This is a genomic window from Edaphobacter lichenicola, from assembly GCF_014201315.1.
GTDB classification, from domain to species: Bacteria; Acidobacteriota; Terriglobia; order Terriglobales; family Acidobacteriaceae; genus Edaphobacter; species Edaphobacter lichenicola_B.
Map to the genome: position 1 here is coordinate 51,467 of NZ_JACHDY010000001.1, position 17,118 is coordinate 68,584.

Consider the following 17,118-nt stretch of genomic DNA (forward strand, 5'->3'; position numbering starts at 1 on the left):
TCTTGATTATACGTTTCCTGCTTCATGCTCATTAGACTGCTCAGACAGGCCGTTGGATGCGAAGTTGCATCAGGGGCGTAAAGTAATGGTGTGACCCAGCCCGATCCCAAGCTGATTCTGATTACGCTGCTGATTAAACTAGGCGTGGCCGCGGCGTTTTCGAGCTCCCTGGCGCGATCGACCCGCTTCAAGAATCTCCTCCTTTTGTCGCGCCGAACTCCACGCCAGACGATGTGGCTCGTCATCATCATCTGTGTGCCGCTAACCCTCGGCGTATGGGTCCGCACCGCTGTGCCGAACTTTCTGGCAGCCGATCTCTCGCTCGAGATCACAATTCTTCTTGGAATTCTCGTGGGACCACTCGCAGCGATGGCTGGCGGAGCGACGCTGGCAATCCCGGCAGTCCTGCACCATGAGTATTGGGCGCTCCCGGTCAATCTCGCCATCGCCGCGATCGCCGGAGCCTTCGGCCGCTTTGCCGACCCCGAAGATGTATGGTCGTTCTCCCCCATGATCGACCTGAGCATCTATCGCTGGGTCACGAGAAACCTGCGGCGGCCACAGCTTGATCGTCAGATTCTGTTGCTCCTCCTGGTCGCGGGGATGCAACTCGGAACCAGCGCGCTATCGCACTACTTTCCGCGCCGCTACTTCGAACTGAACTCCAGAGAGTGGTGGGTCCAGTTGCTCATCTGCGCCACCGCGCCCATCGTCGTCGGAATTCCGCTCAAGATCTGGAACGCCATCCGCGTCGAAAGAAAGCTGGAGGAGCAGGGAAGGCTGCTGCTTGAAGCCCGCCTGGATGCCTTACAACGGCAGATCAATCCACACTTTCTATTCAACACCCTGAACTCGATCACCTCCCTGGTTCGCTCGCAGCCCGAGCTGGCGCGAGAGATGATCGTCAAACTCGCCAACATCCTCCGCGTGCTCCTGAAAGATCGCGAGGCCTTCCTCCCGCTCAGCGAGGAGCTGCGCTTCACCGACGACTATCTGGACATCGAGGTAGTCCGCTTCGGTGAGAAGCTGAAGGTTGTCAAAGAGATTGCGGACAACACGCTGGACATCGTAGTGCCTGGAATGCTCCTCCAGCCGCTCATTGAAAACAGCATCAAACATGGCCTCGAGCCGCGGATCAGCGGAGGCACCGTCACGATCCGCAGCCGGATTACGGAAGAAAGAAGGCTTATGGTAGAGGTAGAGGATGACGGCGTCGGCATGGCCCCCGACCGCATCGACGTCTCTCTGGTCAGCGGCCTGGTTCGTCCTGGAAACGGTATCGGCGTACGAAACGTCCGTGAGCGCATGCAGGTCTTATACGGCGATCTGGCGACGGTTGAGATTAACAGCCGTCCAGGCCGCGGCACAAAGGTTACGCTGCTGATGCCGATTCTCGACGCCGGTGCCGAAACCTGGGGACCGATCGGCGGCGCGGCAGGTCAGGCCATCAGTCACATGGTTGAAGACGCCGTGCGCGCGATGACGCGGTCATAATAGTCCTCGTAAAGCGGAATCACTCGAGAGGCACAGAAGTGATCCTGCGCTGTCTTACGTCCCGCTCGTGCCATCGCCTCGAGGCGCGGCTGATCGCTGAGGAGCGAGATAGCAGCGGTGGACATGGAGTCAATGTCGCCCACACCAAAGAGAAGGCCATTGTGTCCATCCTGAATAAGTTCGGGGACGCCGCCGACGCGTGTCCCGATAGTTGGCACGCTGCACGCCATCGCCTCAAGCGCCGCCAGCCCGAACGACTCCATCTCGCTGGGCATCAGCATCAGGTCAGCCAGCGGCAGCAGCTCGTTGACGTTATCCTGCTTCCCGATGAAGTGCACGCGGTCCTGCACGTTGTGTTCGCGGGCAAGATACTCTGCGACGCTCCGGTCTGGACCGTCACCGATCAGCATCAGCCGCGCCGGCATGGCCTTGGCGACGCGGGCGAAGACCTTCACAACATCCTGAATGCGCTTGACGGGTCGGAAGTTGGAAAGGTGAACCAGAAGCCGCTCGTTCGGCTCCGCAAAGCGCGGACGCATCGCAGCCACCAGCTCCGGATTGCGAAGATAAACGTCGCAGTTCACAAAGTTGCGGACCACCTCGATCTCGGAGGTGATCGCGAATGCCTCGCGTGTGCGGTCGCGCAGATAGCTCGAGATGCTGGTGACCCCATCGGACTGTTCGATGCCGAACCTGGTAATAGGAAGATACGAGCGGTCCAGCCCGACCAGCGTGATGTCGGTACCGTGAAGCGTCGTGATGAACGGCAGATGAATCCCCCGCGTGGCAAGCATCTGCCGGGCCAGCAACGCGCTCACAGAGTGAGGAATCGCATAGTGAACATGCAGCAGATCCAGCGAATAGAACTCGGCAACCTCGGCCATCCGAGTCGCGAGCGCGAGATCGTAGGGCGGATGTTCAAACAGCGGATAGTTTGAAACCGCAACCTCATGGAAGTGGATATTCGACTCACGGCCGCTGAGACGAAAGGGCTGCGAGTAGGTGATGAAGTGAATCTCGTGGCCGCGAGCAGCAAGCTCAATGCCAAGCTCGGTAGCCACGACACCGCTGCCGCCGTAGGTGGGATAACAGGTGATGCCGATCTTCATAGTCTTCCCATACCTTTAGGCTGCATCCATTGCTCCTGCTATTGGACGAAGCAAAGACCTTATAGGACTCTTTGGCGTCCGGCGGTTCATAAGCTTTTCGCAAACGAGCGCCGTCAGGCTACAAGGTCCCCGTAGTTGATGAGCTGCGGCGCATTTGGTTGCAAAGACCTTGAGGGAACCTCGGCGAGCAAAGCATTCCGCTCCACGTCGCGGTGGGTGCGAAGCCGAGTGGAGACGCGATCGAGATCCCCATCGTTATAGCCGGGATGACAGCAGAGTTCAAACGTCCCATCGGCAGGCAGAGCAAGCAAAAGTTCATGCAAAGTAGGGGCATCCAGCTGTCCGGTCGCGGAGATCCCTATGGTCCCGTCGGTAGTGAGCACACGAGCGTTACAAATCTGCGGCTGACGCTCGAACCTGTTGTGAAGACTACCAAGCAGCTTCACCTGCAGGCGGCGAAGGCGATTGCCGTGGCCAAGCGCAAGACTCCAGGGCTCCTCGAACGGATTGCGAATCGCGCCAATGCCGCAGCGTTCAGCGACACGCAGAAGAGGCCTCGTGACAGCGGGGAAGAGATGCGTGTGCTTATGCGTATCGAGATGAGTAACCTGAATGCCCGCGTCGCGCAACTTCTCCACCTGAGCAAGCGCCTCCCGTTCCACCTCGTCTTCGCTGATCTTGCCGCGCAACAGCGCCTGCACGAAATCGACGAGCGAAGGACGAAATGTCGTGCCATCAGAGCCCAGCAGTGTAGAAATACTTTGCGGCGGCGAGACAGGGACACCATCCGTGAGTGTGATGTGACAGCCAACACCAAGGGTAGGATTTGCGCCGGCAAGCGTCACAGCATCGTCGAACGCCGCCCCGGTCGCCATCAGCGTCGCAGAGGTCAGCGACCCAGCCTGGTGAAGCTCCACGACGGCGCGGTTAACCCCACGAGTGAGACCGAAGTCGTCCGCATTGATGATGAGTCGGGCAGGCATAAGTACTTATCATAGTGAACGTCCACAGGGAACATCCAAGGGGAACGTCCGAGCGGTCGCGCCTGAGCCACCATCAACAGGCTCAGGCGCTGCCCCTACTGAACGTGCAGCGTAGCCTTCAGCGGAGTATCGCTCGAGGACGGCCCCGCCGTCACCTTGTACTCGCCTGGAAGCAGCTGCCATCCATTCTGATCCGTGTTGAAGATCGTAAGTGAGAGCGGATGCAGCGGCAGCGTTACTTCCTTCGACTCGCCGGGAGCCAGCTTCACCCGTTGCCATGCTGCAAGCCGCTTGTAGTCCTCCTTCGCAGCTGCGGGCAGAGCGACGTAGACCTCGGCGATCTCAGTGCCCTCGTGCGCTCCCGTGTTGCGGACCGTGAAGTGAACCGTGCGCTTGGCATCATCCACAGTCAGGCCAGAGTAAGCATAGGTGGTGTAAGACAAGCCGAAGCCAAATGGGAAGAGTGGTTGCCTGTTGGTCGCCTCAAACCACTTGTAGCCGACCTTGGCGCCCTCTGAGTTATAGTTCACGTCGAACGGTTGAACCTGATGCTCCTGGTTTGGGCCAGGCGGCACGCCCTCAAGACCCGGCACCACCGGATGAGGCAACTGGGCCTCATCTTTTGCGAACGTAACCGGCAGCTTGCCCGAAGGATTTACCTCTCCGAAGAGGAGGTTCGCCAGAGCCTGCGCACCGCCAATGCCCGGATACCACATCTCGACCACGCCCTTCACATGTTGAACCCACGGCATACTCACCGGTCCGCCGTTCTCAATCACGACGATGGTGTTCGGATTCGCCGCTGCCACCGTCTCGACAAGCGCGTCCTGATTGTCAGGCAGCGACAGAGTCACCGCATCCATCCCCTCCTGCATCGGCTGGTTCACAAACACAATAGCCACAGAAGAAGACTTCGCAAGCTTCACTGCCGCCGCAGTGTCCAGACCATCCGCGTACCGCACCGGCGCCTGGGGCGAGTGCGCTTGAATGTTCTTGAGCGGAGAAGAAGGGAAGTAGACATGCTCGGTCCAGCCCGAGCCGCCCGCCTTCGGATCCGCAGCATTGCCACCCGGCGCATCTACCTGCGCCGAACCGCCTCCCGAAAGAACGCCCACATCTGCATGCGAACCGATAATCGCAATCGAGTTTGAAGCCGCGACCTTCAGCGGAAGAATATGATCCGCGTTCTTCAGCAGCACGATGCTCTCTTCCGCAATGTGCTGCGCGTCATCTCGCCCACGGAACGGATCGACAACAGTACGAACCGGCGGATCATCCACCACTCCCGCGGCAAACATGCTCCGCAGAATGCGATGAACCATGTCGTCCAGCCGAGCCACGGGAACCTGTCCCCCTTCAACCGCCTTCTTCAGTGGTGCATTGAAGTAGTTCTCGTCACCAGGCATCTCCTGGTCCATCCCGTTCAGTGCGGCCTTGACTGTGCTATGGGTCGCACCCCAATCCGACACCACCCATCCTTTGAACTTGAAGTCCTTCTTCAAGACTTCGTTGAGCAGATAGTCGTTCTCGCAGGCATGGTCGCCCTCATAGAGGTTGTAAGAGCACATCACCGCCGACGGCTCCGCGATCCCAATCGACACCTCGAAGGCAAGCATGTCCGACTCGCGCAGTGCCTTCTTGTCGAGCAGCGCATTGACGACGGTGCGCCCAGTCTCCTGATCGTTCAGAGCATAGTGCTTGATGTCGCTCATCACATGCTGCGAGAAGACGCCCTTCTCAAGATTGCCCGTCATCGTCCCGGAAAGAATCGGATCTTCCCCTGCGTACTCGAAGTTGCGGCCGTTGCGCGGTTCGCGGGTGATATTCACACCGCCGCCGATCGTCATATTGCTGCCCCACGCGCGAAGCTCGCGGCCAATCACGGAGCCATAAAGAAAAGCCGACTCCGGATCCCAGCTTGAGGCAGCGCCAAGCGTCGAAGGCAGGAGCGTCGCATAACGCGACTGATACGCCGCCATGCGAGCCCCGACCGCGGAGTCCGCAAGATCGATCCCCGGAATCCCAAGCCGCTCGATTCCCTCCATATAACCTGCAGCGAAGTTCGACTTTGCCGGAATCGGGTCACCCGCGCGCAGCACCCCCCAGCCAGTCCCGTGAACCATCCGAATCTTTTCATCAAGAGTCATCTGACCTACCACCATATCGGCGCGCTCATCCGGTGAGAGGCTCTCATTCATCCAAGACATCTTCGAGGTGGCAGGCGTGGTCTGGGCATGTGCCGCCATCGAACTAAACGACACTGCAGTCACCGCCGCAAAGACCGACAAAACGCTGAACCGCTGAAAAAATAACATTCATGCTCCTTCAAGCTAGGTGAGGCTCGTAGTCATAAAACGGACGATCGCTTGTTCATAGACCTTAGAGAGTCTATACGAACTAAAACGATATAGTAAAAGGATTTTCGCACTTTTCCGGGTCGGCGGTTCTCTCTGCGAGGCAAGCAGGACGATTCGCATCTTCGACCCAAGCCCAGTCGATCACTTCGCAAAGAGTTGATTGATGTCAGCGAATGCCTTGAACTCGAGCGCATTGCCCGCAGGGTCAAGAAAGAACATCGTCGCCTGCTCGCCCACCTCGCCCTTGAAGCGAATGTACGGCTCGATCACAAACTCAACCCCTGCACGACGAAGCCGCTTCGCAAGGTTCTCCCACGTCTCCATCGGAAGCACCACGCCGAAGTGTGGAACCGGAACGTCATGTCCGTCGACAGGATTATGGTGAGCCTTGTCCTTCGAAGAGCCAGGCTTCAGATGCGCCACGATCTGATGGCCAAAGAGATCGAAGTCGATCCACTGCGACGAGCTGCGGCCCTCCACACAGCCAAGGGTCGTTCCATAAAAACTACGCGCAGCGTCCAGATCGTCGACGGGAAAGGCGATGTGAAAAGGTGTCAGCGGCAAGGTGATCTCCTGCATCGATCATACGACGCAACTGACCAGCCGCCGTGAAAGACTAGCCGCGATGGAATCCCTGGTCGTAGCCGCGCAGATAAGCTCTCCGAAAGGCATCGCGGTAAGGCTCATACGGCCCCAGCGCCGAGTCGTAGCCAGGAGTGCTGTGAAACTTCCGATCATGCTGCGGATGATAGCCGAATCCGTTGTAAGCATCGCGCCCCCCGTCTTCAGTGCCCGAGCGAAATCCCACTTGATCGGCCCGCTCGATCAACGGCGGAACGCTGTTGTAGCCGGCAGGCGGCGGGGGCGGCGCGTAGTAAGCCGTGTGTGACGCGCATCCGGCCGTCAAGAGACAAGCGGCGGTGACAACAGGCAGAGCAAGATAAGAGAGTTTCATAGCGTCCTCACGATGCGGTTCGCGCGCAACCATTATTGACGCGCGCGTTCGAAGGAGTAAACGCTACTCAGCGAAAAATGTTGCCGTCGGAAAGAGGCACAGCGTATCCGCGTTTTTTATTCGCTATCGCCGGTTTTTTATTCGCTGTCGCTGGGCAGGCGCACGACAAACTCTGTACTTCCGGGTTCAGAACTGAATCGGATCACGCCGTTGTATTGATCCACGATGCGCTGCACGATGCCCAGACCGATCCCCGTGCCAACGCCCACCGGCTTGGTCGTGTAGAAGGGATCGAAGATGTGCTCCTGGCTCTCCAGCGGAATGCCCGAGCCGTTGTCACTCACACTGATGCAGAGGTCCATGTGCGGCTTCTTCGCGTCCCCTTTCGAACTCTCCGCCCAGGTATGTACGCTGATCCGCCCATGCTGCGGCACCGCGTCGATCGCATTGTCCAGCAGGTTCGTCCAGATCTGATTCAGCCCCGTGCACTCGCTATGAAGCGGAGGTAGATCCGTCGCGAAGTTCTTCTCGAGCACGATCTCTTTCTCGCGTAGCTTGTGCCCCAGGATAATCAGCGTCGCATGAATGCTGTTGTTGATGTCGATCGTCTGCTTCTGGCCCTTGCCTTCATAGGCGTAAGACTTCACCGCATGCACCAGATCCGTAACGCGCCCGATGCTCTCTTCGATGGTGCCGACCAACTGCATGCTCGAGGCCATCGCCTCTAGCCAGCCCAGCGCCTCTCCTAGCAATGGACCCTCAAAGCCGCTCTTCATGCGTTCGAGCTCCGTGGCGGTCACGCCGATCGAGACCAGCGTAGGAGCCATCTTCCACGCGTTTTCGATATTGGCCGACTCCATCCACTCCGCCAATGCCTCCTCGGCGTCGCTCTGGTCCAGCGAGTTCATCATCAGCGGCTGCTTCAACGCAAGCGCCTGCTTCTGCATGTCGACTATGCAGTGCTTCTGCTCCCTGGTGAGATCGCGCTCCTTGAACTTTAGAGAGAGTTCATGCATTCGCATCAGGTTGTCGCGCAGTTGCGAGGCGGCACGGCGCGCAGCGGAGCCGGGATTGTTCAACTCATGCATCAACCCCGCGGCCAGCGTCCCCAGCGACGCCATCTTCTCCTGTTGAACCGTTGTGCTCTGCAGCTTTTGAAAACGGTAGGCCATGTTGCCCAGAATTGCCTTCCGAACCTGAGGGCACGTCGTCATTAACTCCCAGAACTGCTCTTCGTCGAGCTCCAGCAGGTGACTTGGCGCCGCCGCTTCCACACTGCCGGAGTTAGGAACATTCGTGAGCAGCGCCATCTCCCCAAAGGTGCTGCCCGCTTCAATCTTGGCCAGAATCATGTTGTCCTGTTCGGCAGTCTTCTGATGCACCCGAAGCTCGCCCTCCAGCAAGATCCAGAAGCAATGCGCCAACTCGCCCTGCCGCGTGATCACTTCGCCCTTATCGATGTGGAAGTCCCGCACGCCAGCAAGACAATGCAGCTGGTCATCTTGCAGCGATGACAACGTGGGGACCTTGCGCAAAAGCGCAATCAGATCCTCACTGACTTTTTCCACGACGTGACTTTGGACGGTTTGGGTTTGTTCGCTCATCGGGTTATTGGTTGGTTGCCTTTCAAAGCGTAGCTAAATACTGGTGCACAAACTGAATTGCGATCGAACCTTCGCCAACGGCGGAAGCGCATCGTTTGACCGAGTTGAATCGTACATCGCCTGCAACAAAGATGCCGGGAACGCTCGTCTCCAGCAGATACGGGTCGCGCTCCAGCTTCCACGACTTGGGCGACTGCGCCTTCAGGTCGGGACCGGCAAGAATGAATCCCTTGCTGTCTCGACAAAGCTCCTCCGGCATCCAGTCCGTCTTCGGCGCCGCGCCGATAAAGATAAACAGGGAACTGGCCTGCCGAGCCTCTTCGCCGCGAGGTGTCTTCAGAGTCAGACACTCCAGGTGACTCTCGCCCCCCATCGCAATCACCTCGGTGCCGGTCTCGACCGTGATGTTCGGAGTCGCCTCAATCTGGTCGATCAGGTACTTCGACATGCTGTTCTCAAGCGACTTCCCGCGGACCAGCATGTGAACATGATCGGCGTAACGGGAGAAATGCATAGCCGCCTGGCCCGCCGAGTTCGCCCCGCCCACAATGTAGACCGCCTCTTCCTTGCACGACATCGCCTCGGTCAGCGCCGCGCCATAGTAGACGCCCGCTCCGCTGAGCTTATCGGCCCCAGGCACATCCAGCTTGCAGTAGTCGACCCCCGTAGCCAGCAGGCACACATGGCAGGTCACCTCCTGCCCGTCGGCCATTGTCAGAATGCGGTACTGATTCTCCGACCGGATGCAGGAGACCTTCTGCGTCAAAAACTCCGCCCCCAGCCGGTTCGCCTGCAGGAAAGCCCGCTTGGCCAGCTCCTCCCCGCTGAGTCCCTCCGGAAAGCCGAGGTAGTTCTCAATCTTCGAGCTCGAACCCGCCTGCCCACCAGGAGCCGCTGCCTCGATCACAAGTGTACGCAGCCCCTCAGAGGCCCCATACACGCCCGCCGCAAGCCCCGCAGGCCCCGCGCCTACCACCACCACGTCGTAGAACTCCTGCTGCGCCTGCGTCCGAAGCCCGACCTTATTGGCCATCTCCGTCGAAGTTGGCTGTACCAGCGCGGTCCCGTCGCCAAACAGGATGACCGGCAGCTTGGCGTCGTCGATGCCCTTCTCCTTCAGCAGAGCCAGCGCATCCGGATTCGTCTCCGGATTCAACCATTGGTACGGAATGCGGTTCCGCGAAAGAAAGTCCCGCACTGCATGGTCCAACGCCGACCAGCGCACCCCCACCACCCGGATCCCCTCAAACGGAGGCTTGTACCCCTCCTTCCAGCTCCCCAGCAGGTCGTCCAGCACCGGATAGAGCTTCTCCTCCGGCGGATCCCAGGGCTTATTCAGGTAGTAGTGAATCTTGGCCGAATTGATGGCCCGAATCGCCGCTTCCGTATCGGCATACGCGGTCAGCAGAACGCGTTTTGCATTCGGGTAGATACACATGGCCTGCTGAAGAAAATCAACCCCGGTCATCCCAGGCATACGCTGGTCGGAGAGGAACAGTGCAACCGTGTCTTTTCTTTCCTTGAGCTGGCGGCAGATATCCAGGGCCGCAGCGCCGGAGGCAGCACGGACGATGCGGTAGTCCTGGCCGTAGTGCCGACGCAGATCCTGGACCACCGCTTCCAGAACGCTGGTGTCGTCATCGATAGCTAGCAAAATTGGCTTAGGCATATCCCTTTATACTGCGTTGACGTGGTTAGAGACACCCCACGTACAATTCGATTAGATCGAAGCCCACAAGTTTCAGAAAGTTAGGCCCCCGGAACGACCCTGTTCTGCCTCGAAAGTGCCATCGACAGCCCAAGTTGTCCGAATTGTAGACATTGCCTCCTCCCCGCTGCAATCCACCGATAAGGGAATAGCCAGAGGGATTGCGGGTCGTTTGCGCCCGGCAGGAGATCACACACACCTATGAACCGAATTATTCTCGCTGACAACCAGGCTATCTTTCGTGCAGGCGCAGCCAGAATGCTGTCGCTCGAAGAAGACATGCGGATCGTCGCCCAGTGCGAAGACGCGCCAAAGCTCCTGATCGCAATCGACGGGCTGCGCGGCTCGATCGTCCTTCTCTCCTCCAGTCTGCGTGTCGAACTGAAAGATCTTCTCGCCCGCACCCAGACCGCAGGCAGCCGCACCGTTCTGGTGGCCGAGAACTCAGAGCTTGTCCCGGAAGAGATCGCCACGCTCTTCGACGGAATCCTCCATCGCAACGTCGGCGGCAGCGTGCTGGTCGACTGCATTCGCCGGGTCGCTCGCGGCCAGCGCTTTGTGCAGCGGGCCAACGTCACCACCATGCAAAACTCCGACAGCGTCGGCGCCCGCGTCCGCGACCGGCTGACCCCGAAAGAGATGCAGATCGTCGCGCTGATCGTTCAGGGCTGCAAGAACAAAGACATTGCCCAGCAGCTCGGAACCAAGGAGCAGGTCATCAAGAACTACCTCCGCAGCATCTACGACAAGTCAGGCGTCTCCGACCGGCTCGAACTCGCCCTCTTCACCATCCACCACCGCGTCCTGGCCGAAGCCGCAGCCAAGGCCGGTCACCTCATCCAGATGAAGTCAGCCTGACGGCCGCAGAATAATCAGCAGAACAACGTCAAGTTGCAGCAGTAGGCTTTGCAAAGCCTAATTGCCTTTTTCTTGTTCTTCAATTCGCTTTTTGAACTCATCAATATCTAGGCGCGTTTGACTATGAAACGGCTTGTTCTTAGATACAGACCAGAGTTCATTATTAGCTTGGTCGCGTACAGAGAAAACTACGGGGGTAGGTGATACGTCTATATCATTGCCTGGTGGGGTGGGTCTGCCATTGGTGTTTGTTGTGAACCGAAGGACCAAATCGGCGTCCTTTGCGTCCTTCAAGATTTTGAATCGCCCCCACTTACTTAATTCATCGTAGGCTCGGTCTGCAATCTCTGAGTGGCCCGTTTGATTGTCAATGTACACGGTTTTTGCAGCTATCACGCTGGTCGGGAGCGGAGCAAGTTTGTCCTTCGCATGAATCGGGGACACGACGAGAACGAGGGCAAGTGCTACTGTGCTTGCTGCTTTCATGCGATCTCTCCTCAGAGAACTATATTCCACAGATTTGTGCAGCACACTCACTGAAACCACATAGCAGGCGATATCATTGGGGCCCGTCATGACCAAGGCACAGATACCAAACTCGATTCCGTACACCGCGCCACAGTGCGGACAGCGGGAGTAGTCGCGGTCTAACTGGACGTGGTCTCGCGGTGGATTTCCTTCTCACAGGTCCCAGGCCCCGTCTTTACATACCCATCTGATCCGCCTGCTTCTCCTCCGCCGCACTAGCATGCCCAATCTTCTCCGCAATGCTCTTGGCCTGCGTAAACAGCAGCAGATAGTCCGGACCGCCAGCCTTCGAATCCGTCCCGCTCATATTGAATCCGCCAAACGGATGTGCCCCCACCATCGCGCCCGTGCACTTCCGGTTGAAGTACAGATTGCCAACGTGGAACTCCTCCCGCGCCCGATCCAGCTTCTCCCGCGAACCCGTATAAATAGCCCCTGTAAGCCCATACTCCGTGTTGTTCGCAATCGTCAGCGCATCGTCGAAGCTCTTCGACTTGATCACCGCCAACACCGGCCCAAAGATCTCCTCGAGCGCAATCCGTGCCGTCGGAGCCACATCCGCAATCACCGTCGGAGCGATGTAATACCCACCCCCCGGCGTCTCAATTGCGTGGCCGCCGTTCAACACCGTGCCTTCCTTTTTGCCGATCTCGATGTAGTCCAGCGTCTTGCGATAAGCCTTCTCGCTGATCACCGGCCCGGTATAAACGTTCTCCGCCGGATCCCCCGTCTTGATCTTCGCCACCCGCTCCTGCAGCCGATCGCAGAACACGTCATAGATATCCGCCGCAACGATCGCCCGCGAACAAGCCGAGCACTTCTGCCCGTTGAACCCAAACGCGCTGGCAACCACACCATCCACCGCAGCGTCCAGATCGCAGTCCCCCTCCACGATGATCGAGTCCTTCCCGCCCATCTCCAGAATCGTCCGCTTGATGAACACCTGTCCCGGCTGTGTCTTCGCCGCGCGCTCATGAATCTCCAGCCCCACCGCCTTCGACCCCGTAAACGCAATGAACCGAGTCTGCGGATGCGCAACAACCGCACTGCCAAACTCCGGCCCTTCCCCCGGGCAGAGGTTCACAACCCCATCCGGCAGCCCAGCCTCTTCCAGCAACTCAAAAAACTTCGCAGCAATCGTCGGAGCATCCACCGAAGGCTTCAAAATCACAGTATTTCCGGTCACAATCGAAGCCGCCGTCATCCCCGCCATAATCGCGAAAGGGAAGTTCCATGGCGGAATCACCGCACCCACCCCCAGCGGAACATACCTCAGCTGGTTGCGCTCGCCAGGAAACTGAATCGGCGTCTTCGCCTCACTCAGCCGCAGCGCCTCGCGCCCATAGAACTCCAGAAAGTCGATCGTCTCACCCACATCCGCGTCCGCCTCGCCCCAGTTCTTTCCTACCTCGAACGTCAGCCACGCGCAGAACTCAAAGCTCCGCTCACGAATCAGCTCCGCCGCACGAAACAGCAGCGCAGCCCGTTCAGCCACAGGCACCTTGCTCCAGCTCAAAAACGCCGTCTGCGCCGCCTTCATCGCGCCTTCCACATGCTCGGCAGCCGCCCGCTGATGGATTCCAATCACCTCCGCCGGCCGCGCCGGGTTCTTCGAGACGATCTTCCCCTCAGTCTTCAAGCGCTTTCCGCCGATGACGATGTCATACTCGCGGCCAAGCTCGCTCTCGACCCGGGTCAGCGCCTCCTCCATCCTGCGCTTGTTCTCAGCCGTCGAAAAGTCGACAAAAGGCTCGTTGGAAAATGGTGTCTTCGGCAAAGTCGCCGGGGCGGAGTGGGTGAGATTCATAGTAGCCATAGCGCGTCGATTCTAGCGCGAGTCGTACTCCCTCGTCGCTCGTGAGATAGGGATAATCACAGTGCGTCTCCTATTGGATGCACTGCACAAAGAGTTCGATGGAGCTGCCAGCTTCGGGCAAACGCCCAAAACCAGCTAAGCTCCTTCCGTAAGCTTCTCCGTCGCCTTCGACATCTGCGCCGTCCGCTCCAGCTTGTCCCAGTTGAACGGCTTGCCGTCGATGGCGCGCTTGACCGTCTTAAACAACACCACAGAAAACAGCTGCCGATAGGTAAACCGCTGAATCCAGATATGGAACAGCAGCCACCCATCGCCCTTGCTTGCCGGATGCTTCCGCTCCAGCGCAAACGCCAGCGCCGAAGCCGCGAAATCGATCACCAGGAACGCCGCAAAGAAGGCCAGCAGCTTGTAGAAACTATCCGTCGAGGCCGTCTCCGGATGAAAATGTTTATCGATGATGTAGTGAAACACCCCAACCACAAACATCAGGTCGATCAGCGGCGACACCAGCGGCAGAATAATCTGGAAGATCAGAATATTTGGCAGCGCAAATAAACCCATCGCCCTATGTTTGCTGATCGCACCCTTGTGCTTATAGATCGCCTGCAAGATCCCGAACGACCACCGGAACCTCTGCCGCGTCAACCCATCCGCATCCACCGGAGCCTCAGTAAACGCCAACGCCTGGTCCTCATAAATAACGCAGTATCCCTGCTCCAGCAGATTCATCGTCAGGTCAGCGTCTTCAGCCACCGTATTCGAGTGGTACCCTCCGCCAGCCTTCACCGGCGCCGTTCGCCACGCTCCAATCGCCCCCGGAACCACCATCACCACATCGAACAGATCCAGCGCGCGCCGCTCGAAGTTCTGGCTCGTGATGTACTCCAGCGCCTGCCACCGAGTCCAGAGATTCACCCGATTGCCCACCTTCGCATTGCCTGCCACCGCCCCGATCTTCGGATTGGCAAAGTGCGGCACCAGCCGCGCAATCGCATCATGCGCAATCACGCCATCGGCATCGATGCCGACATAGATCTCCTCGTCTATCCGCTCCAGCGCATAGTTCAGCGCATCCGCTTTGCCCCCGTTTGGCTTGCTCATCACCGTCAGCCGCCCCGAGGCGATATCCGCCGGATAAGCATCACGCGCCACATCGAACGTGTTGTCCTTCGACCCGTCGTCGATCACGATGATGCGAATGTTCTTGTAAGTCGACATCATCACCGAACGAATCGTTCGAACGATCACCTTCTCTTCGTTGTACGCCGGGATCAACACCGCAACCCTCGGCTGATACTCCGGCGTCGCAAAGTTCTTCCTCTTGCGGAAGCGGTCGATGATCGCAAACACGCCGATGATGATCAACCGCGCACTCATCAAAACATCGCCGACAAAAAACACAGCCACAACCAGATAGTGCAAAAAACTGTAGAAAAAGAACGTAAGCGAGTCAGCGCGAGCCTGCCAGCGCTGGCGAGGCGTCAGCTCCGGCATCACCTCGGCGCGCGTCTTGCCCACCAGCTCCGACACCGGAACAATCTCATACCCCTTGGCCTTCAACGCTTCGATCAGCACCGGCAGCGCCGCAATCGTTGCCGAACGGTCGCCCCCTCCATCGTGCAGCAGAATCACCGAGCCGCGATTCCACGGCCTCGTCTTCATGTCCTCGATCTGTTGAAAGACGCTGTCGGTAATCTCCTGCGGAGACTTGCGCGGATGCTCATCCCAGTCATTCGTGTCGATCTTGTTGCCCACGATCACATAGCCAAGCCCCTGAATCTTCTCCACCGGCGCAGCCTGGTCGTTCGTATCCGGCTCCTGATCGATCGAGTAAGGCGGACGGAAGTAAAGCGGCTGTACCCCAAGCTTCGAAGCAAACAACCGCTCCGTCAGGTTCAACTCCAGATCCACCTGCCGGTTCGAGATTTCGCTGATGTCCGGATGCGACCACGTATGATTGCCGATCTCGTGGCCCTCGCGAAACACCCGCTGCATCACGCCAACGTAGTCCTCGGCCACCTCGCCGATCATGAAGAACGTACCCTTCACGTTGTACTTCTTCAGGATGTCCAGAATCTTCGGCGTCCATTCCGGATCGGGCCCGTCGTCAAAGCTCAGCGCAACCTTCTTGTCGTTATACCCGTACTGCTCGACCGTATACGAGAGCGGATAAGACGACATCGACTCCTGCGTCACCATCCGGTACTCCAGTGGCACCGAGTCGTCATCGTCCAGCGTCACCACGCGATTGCCCGATTGGGGTTTGCGCGTCACGCGAAGAATGTCGCCCTGACCCTCCGTATCGACGTCATACCCAGGCTCAACCTGCGCCAACTCCTTCACCGGGTCCACCTGCAGCGGATGGTCCCATATCTTCCACATGGAATTGTCTTCCTGCCCAAGCCGCCACAGCGCGTACGTCTGAATCCCCAGCATTCGCGCAGCGCGCATCTGGTTCAGGATCGTGACCGAGTCGAGAAACCACACCTGATGACGAACCTGGGCGTCCTCATCGTCGTACGCAAAGTGCACGTTCATCGAGTCGTCGTCGAGATCGATCTGAGAGTCCGAGTCCGACGCCGCCTGCCACGCATCCTGCGTCGAAAGATCATGCGCAGACAGGACCTTTTCAGCGGCAGGCTGCTGCTTCTTCGCGTGCGCCTTCCTGGCCCCCGGTTTGCCCACAGGCTCCGGTGGTGGCAGCGCCGTCGTCCAGTCATAGCCGTAGTTGCCCAGCGCACAGATAATCTTGTCCTTCGGAACCGTCTTCAGCACGTTCTTCAAGTTGTCGATAAACCAGTCCTGCGACGCGATCGGTCCCGGCCCGCTATCGGTCTGGTGCTCGTCATAGTTCATCAGCAGCAGACCATCTGAGTGGTCCGCCATGAACTTCAGATCCCAGTCATCGTCGCCCACCGGCGTGTTCACATACAGCCGCAGATTACGCGGATGGAAGTCGGCGTACAGCGCCGCAATCAACGACCGGAAGCCGGGCTGCGCGTTCGTGGGAATCTCTTCGAAGTCCAGCGAAAGCCCGCGATAGCTCGGGTTCCCAGCCAGAAAACTATGGATCTGTTGAACGAAAGAAGCCCGCCCGGTATCGCTCGAAAGAAACCCGCCCACCTCCGGCGCCCATAGTCCCCTCTTCGCGTCGTAGTTATTCACCAGCGGAAAGATATCCAGGTTCACATGGTTGGCTGCCACCGTTCGCGCTACCTTGCCCTCGCGATCCACCTGGTGCACTCCGCCGCGGTCCACCACGTCGTACGCACGATTATCCTGCGTATAAGAGACCACCTCGCCCGTCGTGTTGACCACATGCAGCCACTCCGGAAACAGCAGGTCCACCTGGGCAATATGCTGCTTCAGCGAAGAGTAGCTCGCCGGATCGTCCTCCACGTAATACGCTGCACGCAGACCTTCGCCCGAGTTCAACGGAACGTCTCCCGGCTTCACATCCGTCTTCCGGTGGGCCGATCGATGCAGCTTCTGCCCCGGCTTCAACTGCGGAGTCGTCTGGTTCGCCAGAGCCCGGTAGTTGCGCTTCTGCGCCCGCAGAAACAGCTCCGGCAGAGGCTTCATCCGCATCAGCCCAATGACGAAGATGGTCCCCAGCACAAGTCCCAGCAGGGCGAGTACATCAAAAATTCGGCGCAGCCGCTTCCAGCGCTTGCGTTGTGGATCGTAGAAGACTTGTCTATTCATT

At 58.6% G+C, this 17,118-nt stretch carries 12 protein-coding genes; 2 read left to right on the forward strand and 10 right to left on the reverse strand.

The genetic code is table 11. From position 1 onward, the window contains the following. Nucleotides 1-90 precede the first annotated feature (90 nt). Nucleotides 91-1,494: a sensor histidine kinase gene (locus HDF09_RS00260; RefSeq protein WP_183760152.1), complete on the forward strand. Its 1,404-nt coding sequence runs from the start codon at nt 91-93 to the stop codon at nt 1,492-1,494. Here the strand turns inward: HDF09_RS00260 and bshA are convergent. The 7 genes from bshA to HDF09_RS00295 all read right to left on the reverse strand — a co-directional run bounded on the left by bshA (nt 1,452) and on the right by HDF09_RS00295 (nt 10,171). Beyond that, nucleotides 1,452-2,603 carry an N-acetyl-alpha-D-glucosaminyl L-malate synthase BshA gene (gene bshA / locus HDF09_RS00265; protein ID WP_183760154.1) on the reverse strand — a complete coding sequence of 384 codons (1,152 nt, stop codon included), beginning with the start codon at nt 2,601-2,603 and terminating at the stop codon, nt 1,452-1,454. The genes HDF09_RS00260 and bshA overlap by 43 nt on opposite strands. A 113-nt stretch (nt 2,604-2,716) precedes the next feature. Next, the gene (locus HDF09_RS00270; RefSeq protein WP_183760157.1) at nt 2,717-3,586 is read right to left on the reverse strand and encodes a ChbG/HpnK family deacetylase; all 870 of its coding nucleotides are present in this window, start codon (nt 3,584-3,586) and stop codon (nt 2,717-2,719) included. Between the two features lie 95 nt (nt 3,587-3,681). After that, a complete protein-coding gene (locus HDF09_RS00275) occupies nt 3,682-5,901 on the reverse strand; it encodes a beta-glucosidase family protein (RefSeq protein WP_183760159.1) in 2,220 nt (739 codons plus the stop codon). A gap of 183 nt (nt 5,902-6,084) precedes the next feature. Beyond that, entirely contained in the window at nt 6,085-6,507 is a 423-nt protein-coding gene (locus HDF09_RS00280) for a VOC family protein (RefSeq protein ID WP_260180830.1), read from the reverse strand. 52 nt (nt 6,508-6,559) lie between these two features. Beyond that, the gene (locus HDF09_RS00285) at nt 6,560-6,898 is read right to left on the reverse strand and encodes a hypothetical protein (protein WP_183760163.1); all 339 of its coding nucleotides are present in this window, start codon (nt 6,896-6,898) and stop codon (nt 6,560-6,562) included. A gap of 137 nt (nt 6,899-7,035) precedes the next feature. Then, the gene (locus HDF09_RS00290; RefSeq protein WP_183760166.1) at nt 7,036-8,502 is read right to left on the reverse strand and encodes an ATP-binding protein; all 1,467 of its coding nucleotides are present in this window, start codon (nt 8,500-8,502) and stop codon (nt 7,036-7,038) included. 22 nt (nt 8,503-8,524) lie between these two features. Next, entirely contained in the window at nt 8,525-10,171 is a 1,647-nt protein-coding gene (locus HDF09_RS00295; protein ID WP_183760168.1) for a response regulator, read from the reverse strand. A gap of 240 nt (nt 10,172-10,411) precedes the next feature. Between HDF09_RS00295 and HDF09_RS00300 the strand changes: the two genes are divergently transcribed. Next, a complete protein-coding gene (locus HDF09_RS00300; RefSeq protein WP_183760170.1) occupies nt 10,412-11,068 on the forward strand; it encodes a response regulator transcription factor in 657 nt (218 codons plus the stop codon). Nucleotides 11,069-11,125: 57 nt separating this feature from the next. Here HDF09_RS00300 and HDF09_RS00305 read toward each other — a convergent pair whose 3' ends face one another. The 3 genes from HDF09_RS00305 to HDF09_RS00315 all read right to left on the reverse strand — a co-directional run bounded on the left by HDF09_RS00305 (nt 11,126) and on the right by HDF09_RS00315 (nt 17,117). Further along, on the reverse strand, nt 11,126-11,554 hold the full coding sequence (locus HDF09_RS00305) for a hypothetical protein (RefSeq protein ID WP_183760172.1): 429 nt from the start codon (nt 11,552-11,554) through the stop codon (nt 11,126-11,128). Nucleotides 11,555-11,771: 217 nt separating this feature from the next. Beyond that, nucleotides 11,772-13,412: an L-glutamate gamma-semialdehyde dehydrogenase gene (pruA, locus tag HDF09_RS00310; protein ID WP_183760174.1), complete on the reverse strand. Its 1,641-nt coding sequence runs from the start codon at nt 13,410-13,412 to the stop codon at nt 11,772-11,774. Nucleotides 13,413-13,547: 135 nt separating this feature from the next. Beyond that, the gene (locus HDF09_RS00315) at nt 13,548-17,117 is read right to left on the reverse strand and encodes a trifunctional glycoside hydrolase family 18/polysaccharide deacetylase/glycosyltransferase family 2 protein (protein WP_183760176.1); all 3,570 of its coding nucleotides are present in this window, start codon (nt 17,115-17,117) and stop codon (nt 13,548-13,550) included. Between the last annotated feature and the right edge of the window lies 1 nt (nt 17,118).

Excerpts from the sequence above, each read along its gene's own strand:
- HDF09_RS00300 (WP_183760170.1), top strand. The coding sequence starts at position 10,412 with ATGAACCGAATTATTCTCGCTGACAACCAGGCTATCTTTCGTGCAGGC.
- HDF09_RS00275 (WP_183760159.1), bottom strand. The coding sequence starts at position 5,901 with ATGTTATTTTTTCAGCGGTTCAGCGTTTTGTCGGTCTTTGCGGCGGTG.
- HDF09_RS00315 (WP_183760176.1), bottom strand. The coding sequence starts at position 17,117 with ATGAATAGACAAGTCTTCTACGATCCACAACGCAAGCGCTGGAAGCGG.
- HDF09_RS00285 (WP_183760163.1), bottom strand. The coding sequence starts at position 6,898 with ATGAAACTCTCTTATCTTGCTCTGCCTGTTGTCACCGCCGCTTGTCTC.
- bshA (WP_183760154.1), bottom strand. The coding sequence starts at position 2,603 with ATGAAGATCGGCATCACCTGTTATCCCACCTACGGCGGCAGCGGTGTC.
- HDF09_RS00305 (WP_183760172.1), bottom strand. The coding sequence starts at position 11,554 with ATGAAAGCAGCAAGCACAGTAGCACTTGCCCTCGTTCTCGTCGTGTCC.
- pruA (WP_183760174.1), bottom strand. The coding sequence starts at position 13,412 with ATGGCTACTATGAATCTCACCCACTCCGCCCCGGCGACTTTGCCGAAG.
- HDF09_RS00295 (WP_183760168.1), bottom strand. The coding sequence starts at position 10,171 with ATGCCTAAGCCAATTTTGCTAGCTATCGATGACGACACCAGCGTTCTG.
- HDF09_RS00270 (WP_183760157.1), bottom strand. The coding sequence starts at position 3,586 with ATGCCTGCCCGACTCATCATCAATGCGGACGACTTCGGTCTCACTCGT.
- HDF09_RS00290 (WP_183760166.1), bottom strand. The coding sequence starts at position 8,502 with ATGAGCGAACAAACCCAAACCGTCCAAAGTCACGTCGTGGAAAAAGTC.